General features: G+C 65.5%; 13 protein-coding genes. 6 read left to right on the top strand and 7 right to left on the bottom strand.

Annotated features, from left to right (window positions below; translation table 11 throughout):
- Positions 1 to 5: 5 nt before the first annotated feature.
- From ACT3TS_RS03475 to ACT3TS_RS03465, 3 genes are all read right to left on the bottom strand, one after another.
- Positions 6 to 2,873, bottom strand: coding sequence for an ATP-binding protein (locus ACT3TS_RS03475; protein ID WP_444530087.1), 2,868 nt, complete (start codon positions 2,871 to 2,873; stop codon positions 6 to 8).
- 59 nt (positions 2,874 to 2,932) lie between these two features.
- Entirely contained in the window at positions 2,933 to 3,130 is a 198-nt protein-coding gene (locus ACT3TS_RS03470; RefSeq protein ID WP_444530086.1) for a hypothetical protein, read from the bottom strand.
- Between the two features lie 315 nt (positions 3,131 to 3,445).
- Entirely contained in the window at positions 3,446 to 3,670 is a 225-nt protein-coding gene (locus ACT3TS_RS03465) for a DUF7455 domain-containing protein (protein ID WP_444530085.1), read from the bottom strand.
- A 213-nt stretch (positions 3,671 to 3,883) separates the two neighbouring features.
- Between ACT3TS_RS03465 and ACT3TS_RS03460 the strand changes: the two genes are divergently transcribed.
- On the top strand, positions 3,884 to 6,004 hold the full coding sequence (locus ACT3TS_RS03460) for a DNA gyrase/topoisomerase IV subunit B (RefSeq protein ID WP_444530084.1): 2,121 nt from the start codon (positions 3,884 to 3,886) through the stop codon (positions 6,002 to 6,004).
- A gap of 111 nt (positions 6,005 to 6,115) precedes the next feature.
- Here ACT3TS_RS03460 and ACT3TS_RS03455 read toward each other — a convergent pair whose 3' ends face one another.
- Together ACT3TS_RS03455 and ACT3TS_RS03450 are read right to left on the bottom strand one after the other, a co-directional pair.
- Positions 6,116 to 7,066 (bottom strand): M48 family metalloprotease, encoded by a 951-nt coding sequence (locus tag ACT3TS_RS03455; protein WP_444530083.1) that lies wholly within the window; start codon positions 7,064 to 7,066, stop codon positions 6,116 to 6,118.
- Between the two features lie 65 nt (positions 7,067 to 7,131).
- Positions 7,132 to 7,509 (bottom strand): BlaI/MecI/CopY family transcriptional regulator, encoded by a 378-nt coding sequence (locus ACT3TS_RS03450; protein ID WP_444530082.1) that lies wholly within the window; start codon positions 7,507 to 7,509, stop codon positions 7,132 to 7,134.
- 171 nt (positions 7,510 to 7,680) lie between these two features.
- Between ACT3TS_RS03450 and ACT3TS_RS03445 the strand changes: the two genes are divergently transcribed.
- From ACT3TS_RS03445 to ACT3TS_RS03430, 4 genes are all read left to right on the top strand, one after another.
- The gene (locus ACT3TS_RS03445; RefSeq protein ID WP_444530081.1) at positions 7,681 to 9,282 is read left to right on the top strand and encodes a cytochrome ubiquinol oxidase subunit I; all 1,602 of its coding nucleotides are present in this window, start codon (positions 7,681 to 7,683) and stop codon (positions 9,280 to 9,282) included.
- Positions 9,283 to 9,353: 71 nt separating this feature from the next.
- Positions 9,354 to 10,412, top strand: a complete 1,059-nt coding sequence (gene cydB, locus ACT3TS_RS03440) for a cytochrome d ubiquinol oxidase subunit II (protein ID WP_444530080.1) — start codon at positions 9,354 to 9,356, stop codon at positions 10,410 to 10,412.
- Between the two features lies 1 nt (position 10,413).
- Positions 10,414 to 13,947 (top strand): thiol reductant ABC exporter subunit CydC, encoded by a 3,534-nt coding sequence (gene cydC / locus ACT3TS_RS03435; protein WP_444530079.1) that lies wholly within the window; start codon positions 10,414 to 10,416, stop codon positions 13,945 to 13,947.
- A 9-nt stretch (positions 13,948 to 13,956) separates the two neighbouring features.
- A complete protein-coding gene (locus ACT3TS_RS03430; protein WP_444530078.1) occupies positions 13,957 to 14,991 on the top strand; it encodes a GNAT family N-acetyltransferase in 1,035 nt (344 codons plus the stop codon).
- Between the two features lie 15 nt (positions 14,992 to 15,006).
- Here the strand turns inward: ACT3TS_RS03430 and ACT3TS_RS03425 are convergent, their stop codons facing one another.
- The gene (locus ACT3TS_RS03425; RefSeq protein WP_444530077.1) at positions 15,007 to 15,525 is read right to left on the bottom strand and encodes a DinB family protein; all 519 of its coding nucleotides are present in this window, start codon (positions 15,523 to 15,525) and stop codon (positions 15,007 to 15,009) included.
- Positions 15,526 to 15,774: 249 nt separating this feature from the next.
- Complete coding sequence (locus ACT3TS_RS03420; protein WP_444530076.1) at positions 15,775 to 18,447, bottom strand: DNA gyrase/topoisomerase IV subunit A; 2,673 nt, start codon at positions 18,445 to 18,447, stop codon at positions 15,775 to 15,777.
- Between the two features lie 84 nt (positions 18,448 to 18,531).
- Here ACT3TS_RS03420 and ACT3TS_RS03415 point away from each other — a divergent pair, with 84 nt between their 5' ends.
- Positions 18,532 to 21,207: a bifunctional acetate--CoA ligase family protein/GNAT family N-acetyltransferase gene (locus ACT3TS_RS03415; protein ID WP_444530075.1), complete on the top strand. Its 2,676-nt coding sequence runs from the start codon at positions 18,532 to 18,534 to the stop codon at positions 21,205 to 21,207.
- Positions 21,208 to 21,231 lie beyond the last annotated feature (24 nt).

The following is a 21,231-nucleotide window of genomic DNA, read 5'->3' as shown; positions in this document are numbered from 1 at the left end:
GAAGCTCAGGGCTGGTTTTTCACCCTGGCATGGTTGGCCGCTTCGGTGCGGCTCGTCGCGTTGAGTTTGCGCAGGATGGCCGAGACGTGGACGCTGACAGTCTTGGCGCTGATGAACAGTTGCGCCCCGATCTGTTTGTTGCCCAGGCCCTCCGCGACAAGGTCCAGCACCTGGGACTCCCGCGCCGTCAGCTCCAAGGTGTTGGGGCGTGTGCCGGCTCCGTCAAGGCGCAGCCCTGACCTGGTGGCGAAGTCCCTGGCAAGGGCCGCGACTAGGCCGGCCCCGATCGACTCTGCCCTGTCGATGGCGTCCCGGAGCGATGCAACAGCCGCGGCCTTGTGCCCGGCGAACTGTTCAGCCTGCCCCTTGCGCAGTGAAACATAGCATCTCAGGTGGGCAGGCAGTGCCTGGCACAGTTCCGCGGCACTGTGCCACGCGGCCGGGTCATTGCCGGTGCCCCCGTCCCCGCCGAGTTCGGCCTCAAAGAGCGCTGACCATGCCGGGTGCGTGGGCCAGAAACCGTCTCGTGACAAGAGGCCCCGCAGCTGCGCCTCGGCCGCACGGTCAAGGCCCAGCCCGGCCTTGCGCCTGGCGGCAAGAATCCTTGCGGCGGCGGCTATCAGCGGCAGCTCGTAGCCCGGCAGTGACCGGAACTCCGGACTCATGAGGAACGTTGCTTCGCGCCAAGCCGCATCGAGGTCACCGCGCACCCACGCCAGTTCCGCAGCGAACAACGCCAGGGGAAGCCGCGACTGCATCTCCACCCGGGCCAATTCGTGCAGCAGCGGCTGCCATTGCTGAAACAAGGCCGCCGCCCCGGCAGTATCCCCTCCCCAGAGGGTTGACCAGCTCTTGGAGCGCAGCAGATAGGCGTGGAAGGAGCTGGGCGGGGACAGGGACAAGTTCCGTTCCAGCAGGGCATGGGCCTCTCCCCAGTCGCCCCTGGCAAAAAGGGGCTCCACGGCATTGGATGAGAGGATGGCCCCGGTCGTTCGCTCCACACCCACCTCGCGGGCCTGCTGGATCCCTTCCTCGGCGACACTAATCGACTCGTCATACATGCCCAGCTGGTTCAGGGCATCCGAATAATTGATGCGGTATCGCAAGAGCGCAGCGGCGTTGCCCTGTGCCAGCTCTTTTGCGGCCTCGAGGTCCGCCCGCCAGCCGTCGATGTCACCGGCAATGGCGCGCGAACAACCGCGCAGATTCAAGGCGATGGACTGTTCGGCGCGGTCCGCGCCCGCTTTGGACAGCTCCAGTGCCTCGCTGGCCATGCTGATCGATTCGCTGGGCTTCGCCTCCAACATGTACCGGGCTGCAAGGTGATTCAACAGGGTTGCCCGCAGCCGGTCGTCGCTGCCCCGAGGGGTCAATTCCAGTGCCCGCAGCAGAAGTTCGGCCGAGCCAAGTTGTGCATTGAACCCCAGGTACCGTGCCTGGTCGGCGAGCAACCGTGCCAGGTCGGCTCCGCCAACATCAGGCTCTGCCGCAGCCAGGCGGATGACGGCCAGCGACCGTTCGCCGCTGCCAGCCTGGTTGTGCGCGGAGGCAGTGCGTGCCATCAGGGCGAAGCGGGGCATGCCGGCCAGGGTTGCTGCGTCCCCAACCCGGTCCCAGAGCTCCAGCGCACGCTCGCCCATGCGGGCCGCCGTTGAATAGGCGTAGCTGCGTTCCGCCTCCGAGACTGCGGCAATGGAGGCCCGGAATGTTTTCTCCTGCGCGTTTGCGGCGTGCCAATGATAGGCAATTTCGACGGCGTCGCGGTGCCCGGAGCCCCTGGATTCCAGTGCCTGCGCGTAACGGGTGTGGAAACGCGTGCGCTCACCGGGAAGCAGGTCGGCATGGATGGCTTCACGGACCAGGGCGTGCCGAAAGGTGTAACAACTCCCGTCCAACGTCAGCAGGTTGGCGCGCTGTGCCGCACGGGCTGAGGCCTCAAATTCCTCGAAGGACCTGTCATAAGCAGCCAAAGCCTGCGTGTGTGGCACGGACACACCTCCGGCAGCCAGAACACGCAGGAAATACTGGACGGAATCAACCATGCGCTCGTACCGGGCCAGGAGCAGGTCGGTCAGGGTGGCAGGAACTTCCCCCGTTGCACCACAGGCCCCGAGGCCCAGCAGCTCCTCCACAAAGAAGGGAACGCCTTCACTGCGAGCAAAAACGTTCTCAACCAGGTCGTAACCGCCATCGTGGCCCGTGATGGCCTCGACCAGGGCACGCACCTGGTCCTTGGTGAGCCGGCTCAGGCGGATGGACTTGGCATAACGGCCGCGCTCGGACTCGGCCAGGAAATCCCGCAGGGGGTGCCCCCGGTGGATGTCGTCGCTGCGATAGCTCAAGACCAGCAGGAACTGTCCGCCGTTGAAGGCGCGGAGAATGAAGCGCAGGACGGTCAAGGTGGCGTCGTCGGCCCAGTGCAGGTCCTCCACCACGACGACGAGGGGCTGATCGGCGCTGGCACGTTCCAAGACCGAGCTGACTGCCTCCAGGACACGGTTGGCGGTGGGGAGCCCCTCCAGTTCTGTTCCGGCCTCCGGCAGCAACAGTGACAGGGCTTCCCGACCGGGGCCGGCGAAGTCCAATACGGTGTCCATGCCGATTTGTGCCGCCAGGGAGCGCAACACCCCGGTGAGCGGTGCGTAGGGCGGCGCCACCGTGCCAAGGTCCACACACTGTCCGGAAATGATCCTTGCCTGCCCGGAGATGCCGGCCAGGAATTCACCCAGCAGCCGCGTCTTGCCCAACCCTGCCTCGCCGCCGATGATGACGGCTTGGGGCTTGCTGTCCGCAGCCTCGGCCAAGGAGGCCATGAGGGCTTGCAGCTCGGCGTCACGGCCGATCATTTGTGCGCTCGCCTGGGTCATCTGCATGGGCCAATCCTGTCATGATCCAGCGGGCAGCGTCAGTGCTGTACGGGACTGCGGGGACGTCAGCCTGCCCGGAAGCTGCTGCGAACCGACGTGGCAGGGCGCGAGGTCCCGGCCAGGAAGCGGTGCCACCCGCCGGATGCCCGCCGGGCCGGCATCTTGGCGGCCATGGCTTCCTTTTGCAGCCGGCGGCGCTCCAGGGCAATCTCGAGTTCTCGTTCGTTTTGCTGGTACATCAGCAGAGCCATGAAGTCAGACATGGTCACCCCTTGTTCGTGAAGGCTCCTGCGGATGCGGAGCCTTCGTGATGACTCAATTCTTCCGTCCCAGGCGCCTGCGAACATGGGGTGAATGCCCTATCTTTGACCCGGCCGGCCCCGGCTAAGGCGCCTGAACTGTCTTAGGTGATGGGCAGCGTTCCCGCGGCGGTTCGGGCGGCGGGGCACTCTGGCGGGGGAACGGCGGAACGCAACGTCACGCCGTCGTACACGGCGGGGGTTGGCGGCCAAAAGGTGCGCCGCGCAAAAAAGTAAGGGCCCCGGAGCGATCCGGGACCCTTACTGTGGCAAAATTTCCTAGTCGACAGACACGGGAGCCTTTTCGTGCAGGCGGCCGGTCTCATCGAGCCAGTCTGACGCCAATGGCTTCAGCGTGGCCTCAACTGCGCGTGCGTGGTGACCGCAGAAGAGCAGCTCACCGCCGGAGGATTCCAAAACTACGCGCACATATGCCTGCGCGCCGCAACGGTCGCAGCGATCAAGGGTGGTCAGCTGAGGGCTGGTAACAGTTGTCGTGGTCATGATGGCCTCCTTCATAAGTTCCTGTACTTCATACAACCATCATTTGCTGCCCGTCCTTCCACGGCACGGGGGACTTTCGCTAACCGCGTATCCGTGGTGAACGCCTCGAATGGGGCGCAGTGACTGTGAGCCTTGACTGTGGCGATTGCCAGCTTTTGTCGGGACACCCATTAACCTAGGTAATGACCGGCCAGCAAAAGACCTTGAAGGAGTATGTCCACCGTGGCACGCGAGTGTTCCAATTACAGTGCACGCCACCTCTCTGTGCTGGAGGGGCTGGAAGCTGTTCGGAAACGCCCGGGGATGTACATCGGCTCCACTGACTCCCGCGGGTTGATGCACTGCCTGTGGGAGATCATTGACAACTCGGTGGACGAGGCCCTTGCCGGCTACGGGCAAAACATTTCCGTCATTTTGCACAAGGACAATTCGGTTGAGGTGCACGACGACGGCCGCGGCATCCCCGTGGACGTGGAGCCGAAAACGGGGTTGAGCGGCGTTGAAGTGGTCCTGACCAAACTGCATGCCGGCGGCAAGTTCGGCGGCGGGTCCTACGCAGCCTCGGGTGGCCTGCACGGTGTGGGCGCCAGTGTCGTCAACGCATTGTCGGCCCGCATGGACGCGCAGGTGGACCGCAGCGGCAAGACCTATCAAATGAGTTTCCGCCGCGGCGAGCCCGGGCACTTCAAGGACGTCGGAAAAACACTGAGCCCGGATGTGCCGTTTGAGCCGTTCACCGAAAAGTCCAACCTTGACATTGTCGGCACCGCCAAGCGGGGTGTGACAGGAACCCGCATCAGGTACTGGGCCGACAGGCAGATCTTTACGGCAGACGCCAAGTTCTCCTACGACGAGCTGGTGGGCCGTGCCCGGCAAACCTCATTCCTGGTCCCGGGGCTCAAAATCCGTGTGGTTGACGAGCGCCGCATGGCCGGAACGCCGGGGGAGTTCGCCACCCACGAGGAAGTGTTCCACCACGACGGCGGCATTTCCGAATTTGTGGACTTCCTCTCAGTTGGCGGGCCCGTCACCGACATTTGGCGCCTGCAGGGCCACGGCACCTTTACCGAGACCGTCCCGGTGCTGAACAGTGCCGGACATCTGGAGAGCACCGCCGTCGAACGCGACTGTGAAGTGGACATCGCCCTGCGCTGGGGCATTGGCTACGACACGACCATGCGCAGCTTTGTGAACATCATCGCCACACCCAAGGGCGGCCGCCACCAGGAGGGCTTTGAACAGGCGCTGCTGAAAACGTTCCGCAAAGTCATCGAAGCCAACGCCCGCAAGCTCAAGGCCGGCAACGACAAGATTGAGAAGGACGATGTCATGGCGGGCCTCACCGCCGTCCTGACGGTGCGCCTGGCCGAGCCGCAATTCGAGGGGCAGACCAAGGAGATCCTGGGCACGCCCGCCGTCAAGAACATTGTGGCCAAAGTCGTGGAGAAGGAACTCAAGGCGAAGCTGGAGTCCAGCGCCCGGGGTGAGAAGATCCAAGCCGCGACGCTGCTGGAAAAAGTTGTTTCCGAGATGAAGTCGCGCATCTCGGCGCGCGTCCACAAGGAAACCCAGCGCCGCAAGAACGCCCTGGAGACGTCCTCGCTGCCCACCAAGCTGGCCGATTGCCGCAGCAATGACGTGGCGAAGAGCGAGCTGTTCATCGTGGAAGGTGACAGCGCGCTGGGCACAGCGAAGCTGGCGAGGTCCTCTGACTTCCAGGCGCTGCTGCCCATCCGCGGCAAGATTCTCAACGTTCAAAAGGCTTCGGTGGGCGACATGCTGGCCAATGCCGAATGTGCCGCCCTGATCCAGGTGGTCGGTGCCGGTTCCGGACGGAGTTTCGACCTTGAGTCGGCACGCTATGGCAAGGTCATCCTGATGACCGACGCCGACGTTGACGGCGCCCACATCCGCACGCTGCTGCTAACGCTCTTCTTCCGCTACATGCGTCCCATGATCGACGCCGGAAACGTCTACGCCGCCGTCCCGCCGCTGCACCGGGTGGAAGTGATCCACCGGGGAACCAAGGCCAACGAGATGGTTTACACGTACTCCGAGAAGGAGCTGCACACCCTGCTCGCCAAACTGGAGAAGGCCGGCAAGAGCCATAAAACGCCCATCCAGCGCTACAAGGGCCTGGGTGAAATGGATGCCGACCAGTTGGCCGAGACCACCATGGACCCGCGGCACAGGATGCTGCGCCGGGTCACGAGCGCCGATGCCGACCGCGCCGAGCACACCTTTGAGCTGCTGATGGGCTCCGACGTGGCCCCGCGCAAGGAGTTCATTGTGGCCGGCAGCGAGTATCTGGACCAGGAGCGCATCGACGCCTAGAGGCTGGCCACAAGAAGCTGACCAGCCGCCGCCCACTGCTGCCGGCGGGTCGGGGAACAACAGCCGATGGTTGCGGGAGCTGCGGGAGCTGCGGGAGCGCCGGGCGGAACGTCAGGCGAGGATGCCCGGCACGAGCAGCAGCGCCGTGGGGATGGCGAGCAGCAGCAGGGCGCCGGCAACGACAAAGGACTGGGGGCCGGTCTGCAGGGCGGGGGCCGGTGCCAGCAGCCTGCCCAGCCGTGCCGACGTCGTGGCAGGGGTGTCAATTTGCTGTGCATTGCCGGCAATCAGCGTGTCGGCGGGCAGCTGGGCCGAACCGCTGGCAACCAGGGCGATGGCCGTGACCAGGGTGGACTTGCTCACGGACCGCAGGGCGACGTCGTCGGCCATGATTTCAATCAGCGAGGACACGGCCTGCTGGGCAAGTTTTGAGGTGGGCAGCCACGGCAGGGCCGAACGCCAGGCGGCAAACGCCCACAGCAGCAGGTGGTGGTGCTGGGTCAGATGGGTTTGCTCGTGCAGCAGCACGGCATGGAGTTCCTCGGGGGAGAGCAGCTCAAGCAGCCCCTCGGACAAGACGGTGACGGAGCGGGATCCGCCGGGCAGGCAATAGGCAACAGGGGCCTGGTGGCTGATGACAAGGGTGTCGGGGCGGTCGTTGGAGGGGGAGCTGAGCAGGTGCAGCAGGTCCCTGTGGCGGCGCCGCTGGCGGTGGATGCGGTAGTAGCTCAGCCACAGGGTGAATACCAGATGGGCCGAGAGGAGGGCCGCCGCGCTCAAGGCGAAGGCGTGGAGCAGGCCCAAGGTGTCCAGGGACTGTTGGCCCGTGACGATCCGGAGCAGCCCGCGCAAGCCGCTGGCGAGGTTGTCGCCCAGCGGGACGAGCCCGTAGCACAGCATCGCCCCGACCATGGAAAGGCCGCCGGCCAGGGCGATGGACTGCCACAGCACCATGGCCGCAAACGGGGCCCGCGCAGGCCAATCCGCGCGCGCCAGAAAAACAGGCACCGGCCACGCCAGGGCCACGGCCAGGGCGGCAAGGAACCACGAGGTCCAAAACATGTTCTACAACTTACCGCGTGCAGCTGCGTGCCGGCACGGAACAGGCACGGCTGGCGGTCCTGTCCTCAGTGCCCCAGCAGCTTCCGCAGCGTTTCCGCTTCTCCGGAGCTGACGGTGCCAATGAAGCGTGCAAGGACTGCTTCGCGGTCGGGGGCGGAGCCCAACACTTCGAGCATGAGCTCGGCTGTGTGGTCTTCGCGGGTGGTCACCGCACGGTAGCGGTGCGGCCGGGAGGAACGCTCGCGTTCCACGAGGCCCTTCTTCTCCAGGCGGGAAAGCACCGTCAGGACCGTGGTGACGGCCAGCGGGCGGGACTCCGTGGTGTTGTCCCCGGCTGAGGGGCGCTGTGAAAGCAGGTCACGGAGAATATTTGCCGTAATGGCTTCCTGATGCTCCCACAGCAGGTCCATGACCGCTCTCTCGAGATCTCCAAGCGTTGCCATATTCATCCTTAATTTCCTGCGGGCATCGAGCAATGTGGCCCATTGAACATTGCCACACAACTAAATCTACACGGTTTGACAGCAATGTTCTACACGGGGTAGAACTAGAACTTCTACATGACGTAGAACTTTGTGGGCAGACTGCCGATTATCGTGGATGAGGGGTATCAAGTGGAAGCTCTGGACATAGCCAGATGGCAGTTCGGAATAGTGACCGTTTACCACTTTTTGATGGTGCCGCTCACCATCGGACTGGGCACCCTCGTGGCGATCCTGCAGACGCGCTGGCACAAAACGGGAGACGAAGCGTACCTGCGCATGACCAAGTTCTGGGGCAAGCTGTTCCTGATCAACTTCATCATGGGTGTGGCCACGGGCATCGTGCAGGAGTTCCAGTTCGGCATGGCCTGGAGCGAGTACAGCCGTTTTGTCGGCGATGTCTTTGGCGCCCCGCTGGCCATGGAATCACTGCTGGCATTCTTTGTCGAGTCAACGTTCCTGGGCCTGTGGATCTTTGGCTGGAAGAAACTGCCCGCAAAGATTCACCTTGCCTGCATCTGGATCGCTGTGTGCGGCTCCATTGTTTCTGCCTACTTTATTCTCGTCGCCAACTCCTGGATGCAGCATCCGGTCGGGGTTGAGATGCTCAACGGGCGCCCCGTCATGGTCGACGCCTGGGCGGTGTTCACCAACAACACGGCCCTGGTTGCCTTCTTCCACACCATCACCGGGGCCCTGGCTGTCGCCGGCGGCTTCCTGCTGGGCATCGCCTGGTACCACCTGTGGCGCCGCCGCAAGGACGGCATCGACACCGTGGATGCCAAGGGCCGGGTCGTGGTGGGCGACTCCGCCACCATCCCAGGGCGGAGCAAGTTGGACCACGCCGTCTGGATCAAGTCCTTGCGCATCGGGGCAGTTGTTGCGATGCTCGCCTTCGCCGGTACCGCGATTTCAGGTGACATGCAGGGAAAGCTCATGTTTGAACAGCAACCCATGAAAATGGCCGCCGCCGAGGCAGCCTGCCATGACGGCACAGGCTTCTCCGTCCTGTCCATTGGCGACGTGGGCAGCCGCGACTGCTCCGACGTCGTCGCCGTCATGGAAGTGCCCGGCCTGCTCTCCTTCCTGGCCCACAACGACTTCGACACCGAAGTCAAGGGCGTCAACACACTGGTTCCCGAATACCAGGAAAAGTACGGCAAGTACCTGCCCGACGATCCGCTGTACGGCGACCGCGCCGGCCAGGAAATCAACTACGTCCCGATCATGCCTGTCACGTACTGGGGTTTCCGCATGATGATCGGCTTCGGCGGGATGGCCGCCGCGGCCGCCGCTGTGGCCCTGTGGCTGACACGCAAGGGCACGGTGCCCCGGTCCAAGGGCCTGATGCGGCTGGCCCTGTTTGGCATCCTTGCGCCGTTCGGCGCCAACGCGGCCGGTTGGATCTTCACCGAAATGGGCCGCCAGCCGTTCGTTGTGGCACCCAACCCGGCCATGTCCGGCGTCGACCAGGTCTTCATGTTCACGGCGGCTGCAGTCTCTCCCGGCGTCTCTGTCGGTGAGTTGATCTTCTCCCTCGTGGCCCTTGGCACCGTGTATGCGGTGCTGCTGGTGGTGGAAGTTTCCCTGCTGACCAAGTACATCCGCGGCGGGGTGGTCTCGGCCATGCCTGAGCTGGACCAGACAAATGCCGAGAATCATGTTGACAAGGACGACGACGGCACCGGCCCGGGTGGGGAGGCGGACGACGATGTCCTTGCGTTCGCCTACTAATCACGGCGCAGGCCGCCCTGCCGCCCACTGCGCCCCGCCCTTGACGAGCTGCCGGAACTAAAGGACTAACGATGGATTTTCTGCCTACTTTATGGTTCATTCTCATTGCTGTGCTGTGGACCGGCTATCTCTTCCTTGAGGGATTCGACCTCGGCGTCGGCATGCTCATGAAGACCTTCGCCCGCGACGAAAAGGAACGCCGGCTGCTGCTGAACACCGTGGGCCCCGTGTGGGACGGGAACGAAGTCTGGCTGATCACGGCCGGCGCCGCCACTTTTGCCGCCTTCCCGTTCTGGTACGCGTCGCTCTTTTCGGCGCTGTACATTCCGCTCGTGTTCGTGCTGCTGGCCTTGATCTTCCGCGCAGTGGCCTTTGAATACCGCGGCAAGATCCACAACGACACCTGGCGCACCGTCTGGGACTGGGCCATCGCCGTCGGCTCCTTCATTGCCGCCTTCGGCATTGGGGCCATGCTCGCGCTGACCACCACCGGGCTGCCGCTGAATGAGAACGGCGACCGCGTGGGCGGGCCCTTCGCCTGGTTCACCTGGTACGCAGTCTTGGGCGGGCTCGCGGTGGTTGGCTTTGCCTTGATCCAGGCCGCCGCATTTGTGGCGTTGAAGACCGACGGCGACATCCGCCACCGCGCCCGACGCCTGGTCGGGCGCTGGATGCCGCTGGGGCTGCTGCCCCTGGCCGGGTGGGCCATTGCTGTCGCCCTGCAAAACGGCAAGTGGTTCAGTTGGGTGTTGATTGCCGCCGCCGTCGTTGCGGCCATCGGCGCCTGGGCGGCGAACCGGTCCGGCCGCGAAGGTGTCAGCTTCCTGTCCATGGGCGTGTTCCTGCTGGCCGGCAGCGCCGCGATCTTCAGCGCCGTCTACCCCGTTGTCCTGCCCTCGACCCTGGATCCAATCTGGAACCTGACGGTGGCAAACGCCTCGTCGTCCCGCTACACGCTGGGCCTGATGTCAATTGTGGCGGCCGTGGGCCTGCCCTTGGTTCTGGCCTACCAGGCATGGACCTACTGGATCTTCCGCAAGCGCATCAGCGTGGCGCACCTGCCGGAACCGATCGACTTTGCGCCGGCCGTCGGCGCCGAAAAGTCTGTGGCGTCGGGCGGCGGCGCTTAACATGAGCCCCCGCCCCGCATTGCCCGAAGGCAAATCAACACGCCTGGCCCTGGCCGGCTTGGGCGGCCTGGCTGCCGTCAAGGCCGTCGCCCTGGTTTTGCTCATGGGTGCCCTCGCCCATGCCCTGGGTCAATGGGCTGCCGGCGCAGCGCTTGACCCGGTCAAATTGCTGGTGCAGGGCACTGTGGGCGCCGGGCTCATGACCGCCGCCGTGTGGGGGCAGTCTGTCCTGGCCCGGCGTGCGGCCCTCGGCACCAAGGAGGAACTGCGTGGCCGTCTGGTGGCGCACCGGCTCGGCCGCCGTCCAGGTGTGACAGGCGCCGGCCAGCGCACCGGCACCGGGCACGCCGGCGTTGGGCAAGTCAGCGTTGGCGTTCAGCCCACCGGCGTTGGTGCGGAGTCGATGCTGGCCAGTCGCGGGCTCGACGGGCTCGACAACTATTTCAGCACCTACCTGCCTGCGCTGGTGACCTGCGCGGTCCTGCCAATCATGGTGGGCCTGCAAATCCTGATCTCCGACTGGGTCAGCGCCTTGATTGTGGTCTTGACTGTGCCCCTGGTGCCCGTGTTTATGATTTTGATTGGCTTCCACACGCAGGAACGGGTTGAGCTGGCCGCGCGGGGCCTGGACAGGCTGTCCAACCACCTGCTGGAACTTGCCCGCGGACTGCCGGTCCTGGTGGGGTTGCGCCGGGCAGCTGCCCAGCGCAAGGCCCTGTCCGATGTGTGCGAGGCCTACCGCAAATCCACCATGGCAACCCTGCGCACAGCATTCCTGTCCTCCATGGCATTGGAACTCATCAGCACCATTTCCGTGGCGGTCGTTGCCGTGTTCATCGGCGTCAGGCTGGTCTCCGGCGGCATGGAACTGGAAGCCGGGCTGCTCGCTCTGATGCTGGCACCTGAATGCTTCAGGCCACTGCGCGACGTCGGGGCAGCGCACCATGGCAGCGAAGACGGTGTGGAGGCCCTGCGCCGTGTCAACGAAATTCTTGGCAATGGCAATGGCAATGGCGATGGCAATGGCAATGGCAACGAGAGTGCCACGAGCGGCAGCGCCGGGAGTGCCACGGGCGGCAGCTCCGTGCTTGTCGCGGACCGGCTGACTGTCACCTATCCGGACCGCAGCGTGGCCGCGGTCGACAAATTTAGTGCCATGGTCGCGCCGGGCGAGGCCCTCGTGCTTGACACACCCAGCGGCACGGGAAAATCCACCATTCTTGCCGCCATCGCCGGCACATTGCCATGCGCGGGCGATGCTTCAGGCTCGGGGACGGCAGCCACTGTCAGCGGCAAGCTCCTGCTGCGATCCTCCGATTCCCTGGTCTTTGTTTCCCAGCATCCGGTCTTCACCGAGGACACAGTGCTCGCCGAGACAGCCCTCTACGCCGCCGGGCCCCAAGGCCTTGACGTCGATACCGCAACGCTTATGACTGCCCTGGCCAACGTCAATGCTGAGCATCTGGCCTTGCGCACCGTGGTGGACTGCAGCCCCGGCGAACTTCGCCGGGTGGCCGTGGCCAGGGCCTTGGCCCGCATGGCCACGGACCCGTCCGTCGAGCTGGCCTTGTTCGACGAACCCACGGCCCATCTTGACCCTGTCTCGGCTGCGTTGGTCCGGCAGGCGCTGGGCAGTCTGCGGGGGAGTGTCGCGGTGGTTGTGGCGACGCATGATGCCAGGTTGGCAGCCATGCTGCGTTCACCGGCACCGGCACCGGCACCGGCACCGGCACCAGCACCTGCAGCGGCAGCCACTTCCAGGGTCTCCCACACCGCGGATACCAGCACCACGGAAACCGGCACCGCGGAATCCAGTACCGCTGAAACCAGCACCGGGGAAGCCACCACAGTTGACGCCGTTCTGCCGCGGCTGTCGTGGCGGCACCTGCGGCACCTGCCCCTGCGGTCGCCCCGTTTTGCCGCAGGCGTGCTCGTCTCCACTCTCGCCACGCTCAGCGCCGCCGCGTTGAGCGGCATCTCCGGCTGGCTCATCGTCTGGGCCGCCGCCCAACCGCCCATCCTGTATTTGATGACCTTGATTGTTGGTGTGCGGGCATTCGGGGTCGGCCGCTCCGTGCTGCGATACAGCGAACGCCTGCTGACCCACGACGCCGTATTCAGGTGGGCGGCCGAGCTTCGCCTGAAGCTGTGGGACTCGCTGGGCTCCTCGGTGCTGCACTGGGGGAAGCTGACCCGCTCGGGCGGCGCCCTCGGCACACTCGTTGCCGACGTGGACGAACTGCGTGATGCCGTTCCCCGCGCCGTCGTCCCCATCCCCGCAGCAATCCTGTCCTACTCCGCAGTCCTGACAACCATGTTCCTGCTTGTCCCCGAGGTTGCCGGCCTCGTTGTGGTGTTGGGTGTGCTGGGCTTGATTGTGCTGCCGTTCGTGGTGCTTGCCGCGCAACGCCGTGCCTCAGCCGCGGCGGCTGTGCATCGGGTTTGGCTGGCTGCCCGGGTCACGACACTTTTTGCCGCAGCCGACCAGCTCGGCGCCAACGGCGTTGGCGCTGCCCAAGCTGCGCGCTTCAGCACCGAGGACGCCACGGTGGCCAGGCCGCTGCGCCGGCTGGCCTGGGCCGACGGTCTGGGCCAGGGCGCCGTGACACTCCTGACGTCCCTGGCCGCGATTGCCGTGACGTTCACGGCCATTGGTGCGGGAGCCGACCCCCGCGCCGCCGCCGTTGCGGCGCTGCTCATGCTGGCACTGTCGGAACCGCTGGGCCAGTATGTGGAAGCCGTGTCAGCGCTGCCCGCGCTGGCCGCCATGATGCAGCGAACCTTGCCGCTGCTCGACGCCCCGGCCACGGTGCTGGCAACTCCCACGCAAACCAGCGCCGCCGCACAAGCAGCCGGAACCCCGCTGAGCAACATCGCCGTCGACGGCATCACTGCCCGATACCCGGGCATGGCCGGGCCGGTGTTCAGCAATGTCACCGGCGGCACGGAGCGCGGCAAGTGGTGGACGGTCAGCGGGCCATCCGGTGCGGGAAAGTCCACACTGCTGGCTGTGCTGCTCGGATTCCTGCAGCCCGAACGCGGCAGCTACCTGCTGAACGGACACCCCGCCACCGCAGACACCCTGGGCCGCATCGCCTGGTGCCCGCAAGATTCCTACCTCTTCAATTCCACCGTGCGCGCCAACCTCGCCCTCGCCAGGGCCGCCGACAACCCGCCCGCAAGTACTGAACTTGAACAGGCACTGGCAACCGTCGGCCTCGGGCCCTGGTTGGCGGAGCTGCCGCTGGGCCTGGACACCCGTGTCGGGCCGGGCGGTCACCACCTGTCCGGCGGGCAGCGGACCCGCATGTCGGTGGCTCGGACGCTGGTGGCGGGTGCCGACGTCGTGCTTCTTGACGAACCAACAGCCCACCTGGGCGGGGACGAAGCAGCCCAGCTCATCCAGGACCTGCGCGGGGCGCTGTCGGAGACCGCCGTCGTTCTGGTGACGCACGACGGCGAACTTGCCGAAGGCGGCGACACCCGGCTTCAGCTCGGGGAGGCAAAGCTGGAAGCTGCCGCGACGCGGCTTTAGGCTTGGGGCATGACAGAAACACGCCGTTCAGAAATCCCGCCGACCACGGATCCGCGCCCCGACCAGCAGTCCCCAGCGGCCTCGTTCCCCAGTGCCGACGGGCTCAGGTTCCGCCCGCTGGCAGCCGCGGATGTGGAGGCGTGGCTTGAGCTGGTCGTGCGCATTGCGGCGTTTGAAAAGGCGCCGTGGCATGCGCAGCGGTCCGAGCTGGAGGCGGCCTTCTCCGATGCCGTGAACCCGGTTGCGGAGAATTCGGTGGCAGGCGTGGATGCCGACGGCGGTCTGCGCGCCTTCGGGCGGGTCGTAAAGAATCCCGGCGGGGACAAGGCGTACGTGCTGGGTGGGGTGGATCCGGCATGGCAGCGGCACGGCGTGGGCTCGGCCGTTCTGGCGTGGCAGGAAGCCAGGGCCGCGGAACGATTCGCGGCCGACGGGCAGCCGGGTGCGAGGGCCCGTAACTATGTGGAAGAAGACAATCCAGCGCTGCGGGCCCTGTTGGCCGGTGCCGGGTACTCGGTGGTGCGGTATTTCTCCGAGATGCTGCGCCCGCTGGTGGATGTCACCGCCGTGCCGGTGCCCGCCGGGATCTCCATTGTGCCGTGGACGGCGGAGCTGTCCGAGGCAGTCAGGCTGGCCCACAACGAGGCGTTTGCCGACCACTGGGGTTCCGAGCCCCGCACCGCCGAACAGTGGGCCGTCCAGATGACCCACGAGCACCTGCGCCTGGACTTGTCGACCGTCGCGATTGACGAGGCCGGCGGCGACGTTGCCGGGTATCAGCTGGCCACAGTCGACCCCGACGTGGAGGCACGGCACGGCCGCCGCGAAGGCTACACCGAACTGCTTGGCGTGCGCCGGGCGTGGCGTGGCCGCGGCATCGCTCCGGCCATTCTGACCGACGCCATGGTCCGCTTTGCGGCGGCGGGCCTGGACCACGCCGCACTGGATGTGGACACGGAAAATCCAAGCGGTGCCCTGGGACTGTACGAGCGCATGGGGTATCGGGCCCAGCGCCGAAGCATGGCGTGGGACAAGCCGCTGTAGAAGTTGCCGGTGCGGTCAGGCGTTGACGTCGTGCAGGTGGTGGACGACGTCGTGCATGAAATACCCGGTCAGGGTCACCACGGTGAACTCCGAGCCGTTGCTGCGCAGGCCGCGGCGCCCCCACTGATCGCCGGTGACTGCCCCGAAGGCGGCAGCGGCATCAAGGCCGTTCTGCACCAGATCCCGGGCGACATCGTCAGGGTCAAGCGTGGAGTAGCTGCCATCCAGGGCGGCCTGGTCCTGGTCCCAATCGGCAAAGGTTGGGTTGTCCTCGCTGAGCATGAGCTCCAGGCGGGACGTAAACACGCAAAAGAGCTCGCTGACATGTGCCGCGTATTCCAGCACTGACCACGTGTCGGGCCTGGTGCGGTCCTCAACATTGGCCCGGCGCAGGGCCGATTGCCAGCGCGGCAGGACGGCCGGCAACATGGTCGCCGCAGTGGCAGGAGTTGCCTTGGAAGCGTTGAATCCACACTCGGGGCACGGCCGTTCAAGCACCCAGGTCCAGTCTTTATCATCAGGAATGATCGCCATGGGGCCAGTCTATGCTCACGTGCCGGGCAGCAATTGCCGCTGGCGGGAGTGGTTGGCATGACGCGGCACAGGGCCCCGAATGAAGACGCGCCAGCGGCGGTACGAGCCCGAAGCGCTGGGCCCACAACTCCGAGGGGCCCCGAATGAAGTCGCGCCAGCGGCGGTACGAGCCCGATTCGCTGGGCCCACAACTCCGAGGGGCCCCAAATGAAGACGCGCCAGCGGCTTCATTTGGGGAGGAGTTGGGGACTAGTCCAGGGGCAGTTCGAAGGCTTCCTGGGTGCTGTCCGGGATGGGTGCCGGGTCGCTGGCCGGGGCAGCCGGTGCCCGGCTTGGCTTCGCGGGTGCATTGGCAGGAGCCGGCGCTGCGGCGGGCGCTGCGGCTGTGCCGCCAGCAGCGCCCGGCTCGGTTCCGCCCGATCCAGTGTCGGCTGAATCGCTTCCGCCCAGGCTGGGCCCGACAAGGTCGATCGTGGCGCTGAGTGCCACGCCCGAGCCGTCCCGGTTGCCGTGCTCCACTGGCAGTGCCCGCGCCACCCCGGTACTCGTTGACGCCTTGGCGGGTCCGTGCCCGGCCCAGGCCACAAACAGCCTGTCCTCACCCTTGAGGAAGCGGTGCGCCCGCACGCCCCCGGTGGCCCTGCCCTTGGCAGGATACTCGGAAAGTGAGGTGACCTTCGCGGAGCCCGACGGCGTGCCCGGCAGGGCTTCCTGGCCGCCGGCCACGGTGACGACAACAGCGTCCGTGTCGGTGGGGGAGACCACGCCAAAGGACAACACAGTGTCGCCCGCGCCCAGCTTGATGCCTGCCATGCCGCCGGCAGTGCGACCCTGCGGACGAACAACGGCGGCACTGTACCGCAGCAATTGGGCGCCCTGGGTGATGAACACAAGATCGTCGTCGTCCGTGGCAACAGCGGCGCCAACCACGTAATCCTTGGGTTTGAGCGAGATGTACTCCCAGTCGTCGCGGTTCAGCGGGTATTCCGGCGTGACGCGCTTGACGACGCCGGACGCCGTGCCGACCGCGAAAATGCTGTTCAACGGCACAAAGCCCACCAGTGATTCGCCCTTGGTGAGCGTGATGAAGTCCTTCGCGGCGACCCCGCCGGCCAGATTTGGCAGGGCGGCAGTGGGCGGCAGGACCGGCATGTCCACGACCAACAGCCGGAGCATGCGGCCCAGCGAGGTCAGGGCGCCGATTTCTGCCCGGGCCGTGGTTTTTAGCACCGAGGAGAAGACATCGTGCTTGCTCCGCCCGCCAGATTCAGCCAGCGGATCGGCTGTGCTGGTGCGGGCAATCTGCCCCGTGGCGCTGAGCAGCACCCAGCAGGGGTCGTCGGCAATTTCCAGGGCCAGAGGGGCGGCCTTTCCGGCTTTCCCGCCGGGGCCGGCGGCCAGTGCCTTGGCCACCGAGGGCGCCATGGCCTCGGATTCCAGCAGCACCGTCCGGCGCGGTGTGGCGTATTTCGCTGCCACCTCGCCCATCTCATCTGACACCAGCTGGTGCAGCAATTCCTGGGAGCCAAGGATGGCCTCGAGTGCGGCGATCTCGCGGCGCAGCTCATCCCGTTCGGTTTCCAGCTCAACCATGGAGAACCGGGTCAGGCGGCGCAGTTGCAGGTCAAGGATGTAGTTGGTTTGGATCTCGGACAGGTCATAGATGGCCATGAGCCGTTCCCGGGCCGCGGCAACCTCGTCCGAGGTCCTGATGATCTGGATGACCTCATCGATGTCCACAATGGCGATGAGCATGCCCTCGACCAGGTGCAGGCGGTCCCGCTTCCTGCCCAGCCGGAAGGCGGTGCGGCGCCGGACCACGTCGATGCGGTGGGTGACAAAGACCTGCAGCAGTGCCAGCAGGCCCAGTGTCTGCGGCTGTCCGTCAACGAGGCAGACGTTGTTGATGCCGAAGGATTCCTCGAGCGGGGTGTACCGGTAAAGCTGTTCCATGACGGCGGCCGGGTTGAAGCCGTTCTTGAGCTCAATGACCAGTCGCAAGCCGTTTTTGCGGTCGGAGAGGTCAATGAAGTCGGCGACACCGGCAACCTTGTTGTTGTTGCGGGCGTCCTTGAGTTTTTCCTGTACCTTTTCCGGACCCACCAAATAGGGCAGTTCGGTGACGACCAGGCCCACGCGGCGCGGGGAGAGCTGTTCGACGGCGATCTTGGCCCGTGTCTTGAAGGACCCCCTGCCTCCGGCGTACGCGTCCCGGATGCCCTGCAGGCCCACGATGCGCCCGCCCGACGGCAGGTCCGGCCCCGGCACATACGCCATGACGTCCTCAAGGGTGGCGTCGGGATTCGCAATCAGGTGCTGTGCGGCGGCAATGACCTCGCCGAGGTTGTGCGGGGCCATGTTGGTGGCCATGCCCACCGCGATGCCGCTGGCACCGTTGACCAGAAGGTTCGGGTAGGCGGCAGGCAGCACCGACGGCTGCAGCATCTGGTTGTCATAGTTGGGGACAAAGTCCACCACGTTTTCATCCAGGTTTCCCGTCAGCTCCAGGGCGGCCGCCGCAAGGCGCGCCTCGGTGTAGCGGGGGGCGGCCGGGCCGTCGTCGAGCGAACCAAAGTTCCCGTGCCCGTCAATGAGCGGCAGGCGCAGCGTCCAGTCCTGGGCCATGCGCACCATGGTGTCGTAGATGGCGGTGTCGCCGTGCGGGTGCAGCTTGCCCATGACCTCGCCCACCACGCGGGCACTCTTGACGTGTCCCTTGTCCGGGCGCAGCCCCATCTCGCTCATCATGTACAGGATGCGCCGCTGCACGGGCTTGAGCCCGTCGCGGGCGTCAGGGAGCGCCCGGGAGTAAATCACCGAATAGGCGTACTCCAGGAAGGAGCCTTCCATCTCACTTGAAACATCAATGTCAACGATGTTTTCAACGAAGTCGTCGGCTGCGGGAGCTTGGCGCTTGGCCATGATCGAGGCGGTTCCTTTTCTGCACGGGGGTGTTGCGGGCTGGCATGCACGCTAAAAAGCGAATCATGTCGGTACAGTGATTCTATGGTGAAGCCAGAGCCCGCGCCCGAATATCCGGCCCATTGGGAAGCCGATGTTGTCCTCCGGGACGGAGGAACCGGGCATTTGCGCCCCATGACGGCCGCAGATGCGGACGCCGTGCAGGCATTTCACATGGCGCAGTCACAAAATTCCATCTATCTGCGCTTCTTTACGTACAAATCGAAGCTCACGGCCAAGGAACTGCGGCGCTTCACCGAACTTGACTACCGCAACCGTGTGGCATTTGTCATAACCCGCGGCGGCGAGATCATTGGGATCGGCCGCTATGACAGGCTCGACGACCCTGCCGAGGCCGAGGTTGCCTTCAACGTTTCCGACGCCAACCAGGGCCGCGGACTTGGCTCCATCCTCCTGGAACACCTGGCCGCGGCCGCCAGGGAGAACGGCATCGGCAAGTTCTCCGCCGAGGTCCTGCCCGAGAACCGCAAGATGATCCAGGTCTTCTCGGAGGCCGGATACGAGGTGCACCGGCACTTTGACGACGGCGTCATTTCCCTGCACTTTGACATTGACCCGACGGAAAAGTCCCGCGCCGTCATGGAGTCGCGCGAGCACCGTGCCGAGGCCCGCAGCGTGGCCGGCCTGGTCGCCCCCACCTCCGTGGCCGTCATTGGTGCCAGCAGGGAGTGGGGGAGTGTGGGCCAGCAACTGCTCGAACACGTGGTTGAAGGCACGTTCACCGGCACCATCCACGCCGTCAACCAGGACGCCCTGGAGGTGTCCGGGATGCTGCCGTACGCCAGCATTTCAGAGGTGCCCGGGCCGGTGGACCTGGCCGTCATCGCGGTCCCCTACAGCCAAGTGCCGGCAGTCGTTGAGCAGTGCGGGAAGGCCGGCGTGAAGGGCCTGGTGGTTGCCACGGCGGGTTTTGCGGACGACGGCGAAGCCGGCCTTGCGAGGCAGCGCGCCCTGGTGCGCCAAGCCAGGGCAAACGGCATGCGGCTGGTGGGTCCGGCGTCGTTGGGCCTGGCCAACACCGACCCGGCCGTGTCCCTGAACGCTTCCATGGCCCCGGCCCTGCCCCGCGCGGGCGGGCTCGGCATATTTACCCAGTCCGCAGCCTTGGGGGTGTCGTTGTTTGCCTCGATGAGCCGGCGTGACCTTGGCATGTCGACAATGCTTTCGGCCGGGAACAGGGCGGATGTTTCGGGCAATGACATGATGCAGTTTTGGGAGGACGACCCCAACACCACCGCCTGCGCCCTGTACCTGGAATCCATCGGCAATCCACGCAAGTTTTCCCGCATCTCCCGGCGGCTGGCCCGCAGCAAACCAGTCATTGTCGCGAAGTCGGACTCCATGGGGCTGCGACTGCCGCCAGGGCACGTCGTGCGCACGACCCAGGCACCGGCAGGGGCCCTTGATGCGATGCTGCGCCAGTCCGGCGTCGTGCGGGTCAACACCATTGAGGAGCTTTCCGACGTGGCCCAGATTGTTGTGGGACAGCCGCTGCCCCAGGGACCGGGGCTTGCCATCATCGGCAATTCCGCCGCCATGGGCAGCGTTGTGGCCGATGCCACCGAACAGTACGGGCTCACTGTTGCGGCTCTCGAGTCAACACTCATGCTGGACACCGGCCAGTCCAGGGCGCTGCCACTGCTGCGGCGCACGGTGCTCGAAGCCCTGGCCCGCGACGGCGTGGACTCGGCGATTGTGACGCTGTTGCCGGTCATCGGGCTGACCGTTGAAAACATTGCCAAAACGTTGCAGGCCTGTTCGGAAGAAACAGGCAAGCCCGTCATCGCCGTGTTCTCCGGCGTTTTTGACCCGCGGATCCACGTCAACCGGCAAATGTCCGGCTCCCTTCCGGCCTATTCAAGTCCCGGAGCGGCCATCGCGGCACTGGCCGCGGTAACCCGCTACGCGCATTGGCTGACACTTGAGTCCCCTGTCTTTGAGCCCCCGGCGGGCGTCAATCCGCAAGCGGTGGAAACCCTGCTGGACACGTGGCTGGAGAATGTGAGCGGCGACGGGCTCGTCACGCTCAGTGCCGCCCAGGCCAGGGAGCTGCTGGGACATTACGGCATCGGGGTCATGGAATCCGTGCCCTTTGGCAGCGAGGACGAGGCTGTGGCCGCGGCCGAACGGCTGGGCTGGCCCGTGGCCATCAAAACCATCGACCCAAGCCTGCGGCACCGGCTCGATTTGGGCGGTGTGCGCATCAACATTGAAAACGCCGACTCCCTGCGGCGCAACATTGTCCAGATGCGCAAATATCTCAAGCCTTATGGTGACAAGGAACTGGAAGTGCAGTCCATGGCCGAGGTCGGCCAGTCGTGCACCCTGCGGGCCATCGAGGATCCGCTGCTGGGGCCCGTGGTTTCCTTCGGCCTGTCGGGCGACGCCGTAAACCTGCTCGATGACTGGGCACACAGGGTTCCGCCGCTGTCGGTGGGGGACACGGCCGAACTGGTGCGTTCACCGCGGGCAGCCGTAAAGCTCTTTGGCTACGAGGGCCTGCCGGCGGGGAATGTGGCGGCGCTGGAGGACCTCGTAGCCAGGGTGGCCATGCTCAAGGACGAACATCCAGAGGTCGCATTCCTGGAATTCAAGCCGATCCTGGTGGGCCCCACCACGGTGACGGTGCTTGCCGTGGACCTGCGCATCGGCAACCCGGCCCAGCGCACCGACAGTGCCCGGCGGGCCATGATTTCCTAGAAAAGTTGATCCAGGGTGCTCGTG

This window comes from Specibacter sp. AOP5-B1-6 (genome assembly GCF_052376555.1).
Classification (GTDB): domain Bacteria; phylum Actinomycetota; class Actinomycetes; order Actinomycetales; family Micrococcaceae; genus Specibacter.
Note: the sequence above shows the minus strand (reverse complement) of the source record. Positions and strands in the feature narration are given on the sequence as shown.

Coding starts and splice junctions, on each gene's coding strand:
- ACT3TS_RS03430 (WP_444530078.1), top strand. CDS start 13,957: ATGACAGAAACACGCCGTTCAGAAATCCCGCCGACCACGGATCCGCGC.
- ACT3TS_RS03460 (WP_444530084.1), top strand. CDS start 3,884: ATGTCCACCGTGGCACGCGAGTGTTCCAATTACAGTGCACGCCACCTC.
- ACT3TS_RS03465 (WP_444530085.1), bottom strand. CDS start 3,670: ATGACCACGACAACTGTTACCAGCCCTCAGCTGACCACCCTTGATCGC.
- cydC (WP_444530079.1), top strand. CDS start 10,414: ATGAGCCCCCGCCCCGCATTGCCCGAAGGCAAATCAACACGCCTGGCC.
- ACT3TS_RS03425 (WP_444530077.1), bottom strand. CDS start 15,525: ATGGCGATCATTCCTGATGATAAAGACTGGACCTGGGTGCTTGAACGG.
- cydB (WP_444530080.1), top strand. CDS start 9,354: ATGGATTTTCTGCCTACTTTATGGTTCATTCTCATTGCTGTGCTGTGG.
- ACT3TS_RS03420 (WP_444530076.1), bottom strand. CDS start 18,447: ATGGCCAAGCGCCAAGCTCCCGCAGCCGACGACTTCGTTGAAAACATC.
- ACT3TS_RS03470 (WP_444530086.1), bottom strand. CDS start 3,130: ATGTCTGACTTCATGGCTCTGCTGATGTACCAGCAAAACGAACGAGAA.
- ACT3TS_RS03415 (WP_444530075.1), top strand. CDS start 18,532: ATGGTGAAGCCAGAGCCCGCGCCCGAATATCCGGCCCATTGGGAAGCC.
- ACT3TS_RS03450 (WP_444530082.1), bottom strand. CDS start 7,509: ATGGCAACGCTTGGAGATCTCGAGAGAGCGGTCATGGACCTGCTGTGG.
- ACT3TS_RS03475 (WP_444530087.1), bottom strand. CDS start 2,873: ATGCAGATGACCCAGGCGAGCGCACAAATGATCGGCCGTGACGCCGAG.
- ACT3TS_RS03455 (WP_444530083.1), bottom strand. CDS start 7,066: ATGTTTTGGACCTCGTGGTTCCTTGCCGCCCTGGCCGTGGCCCTGGCG.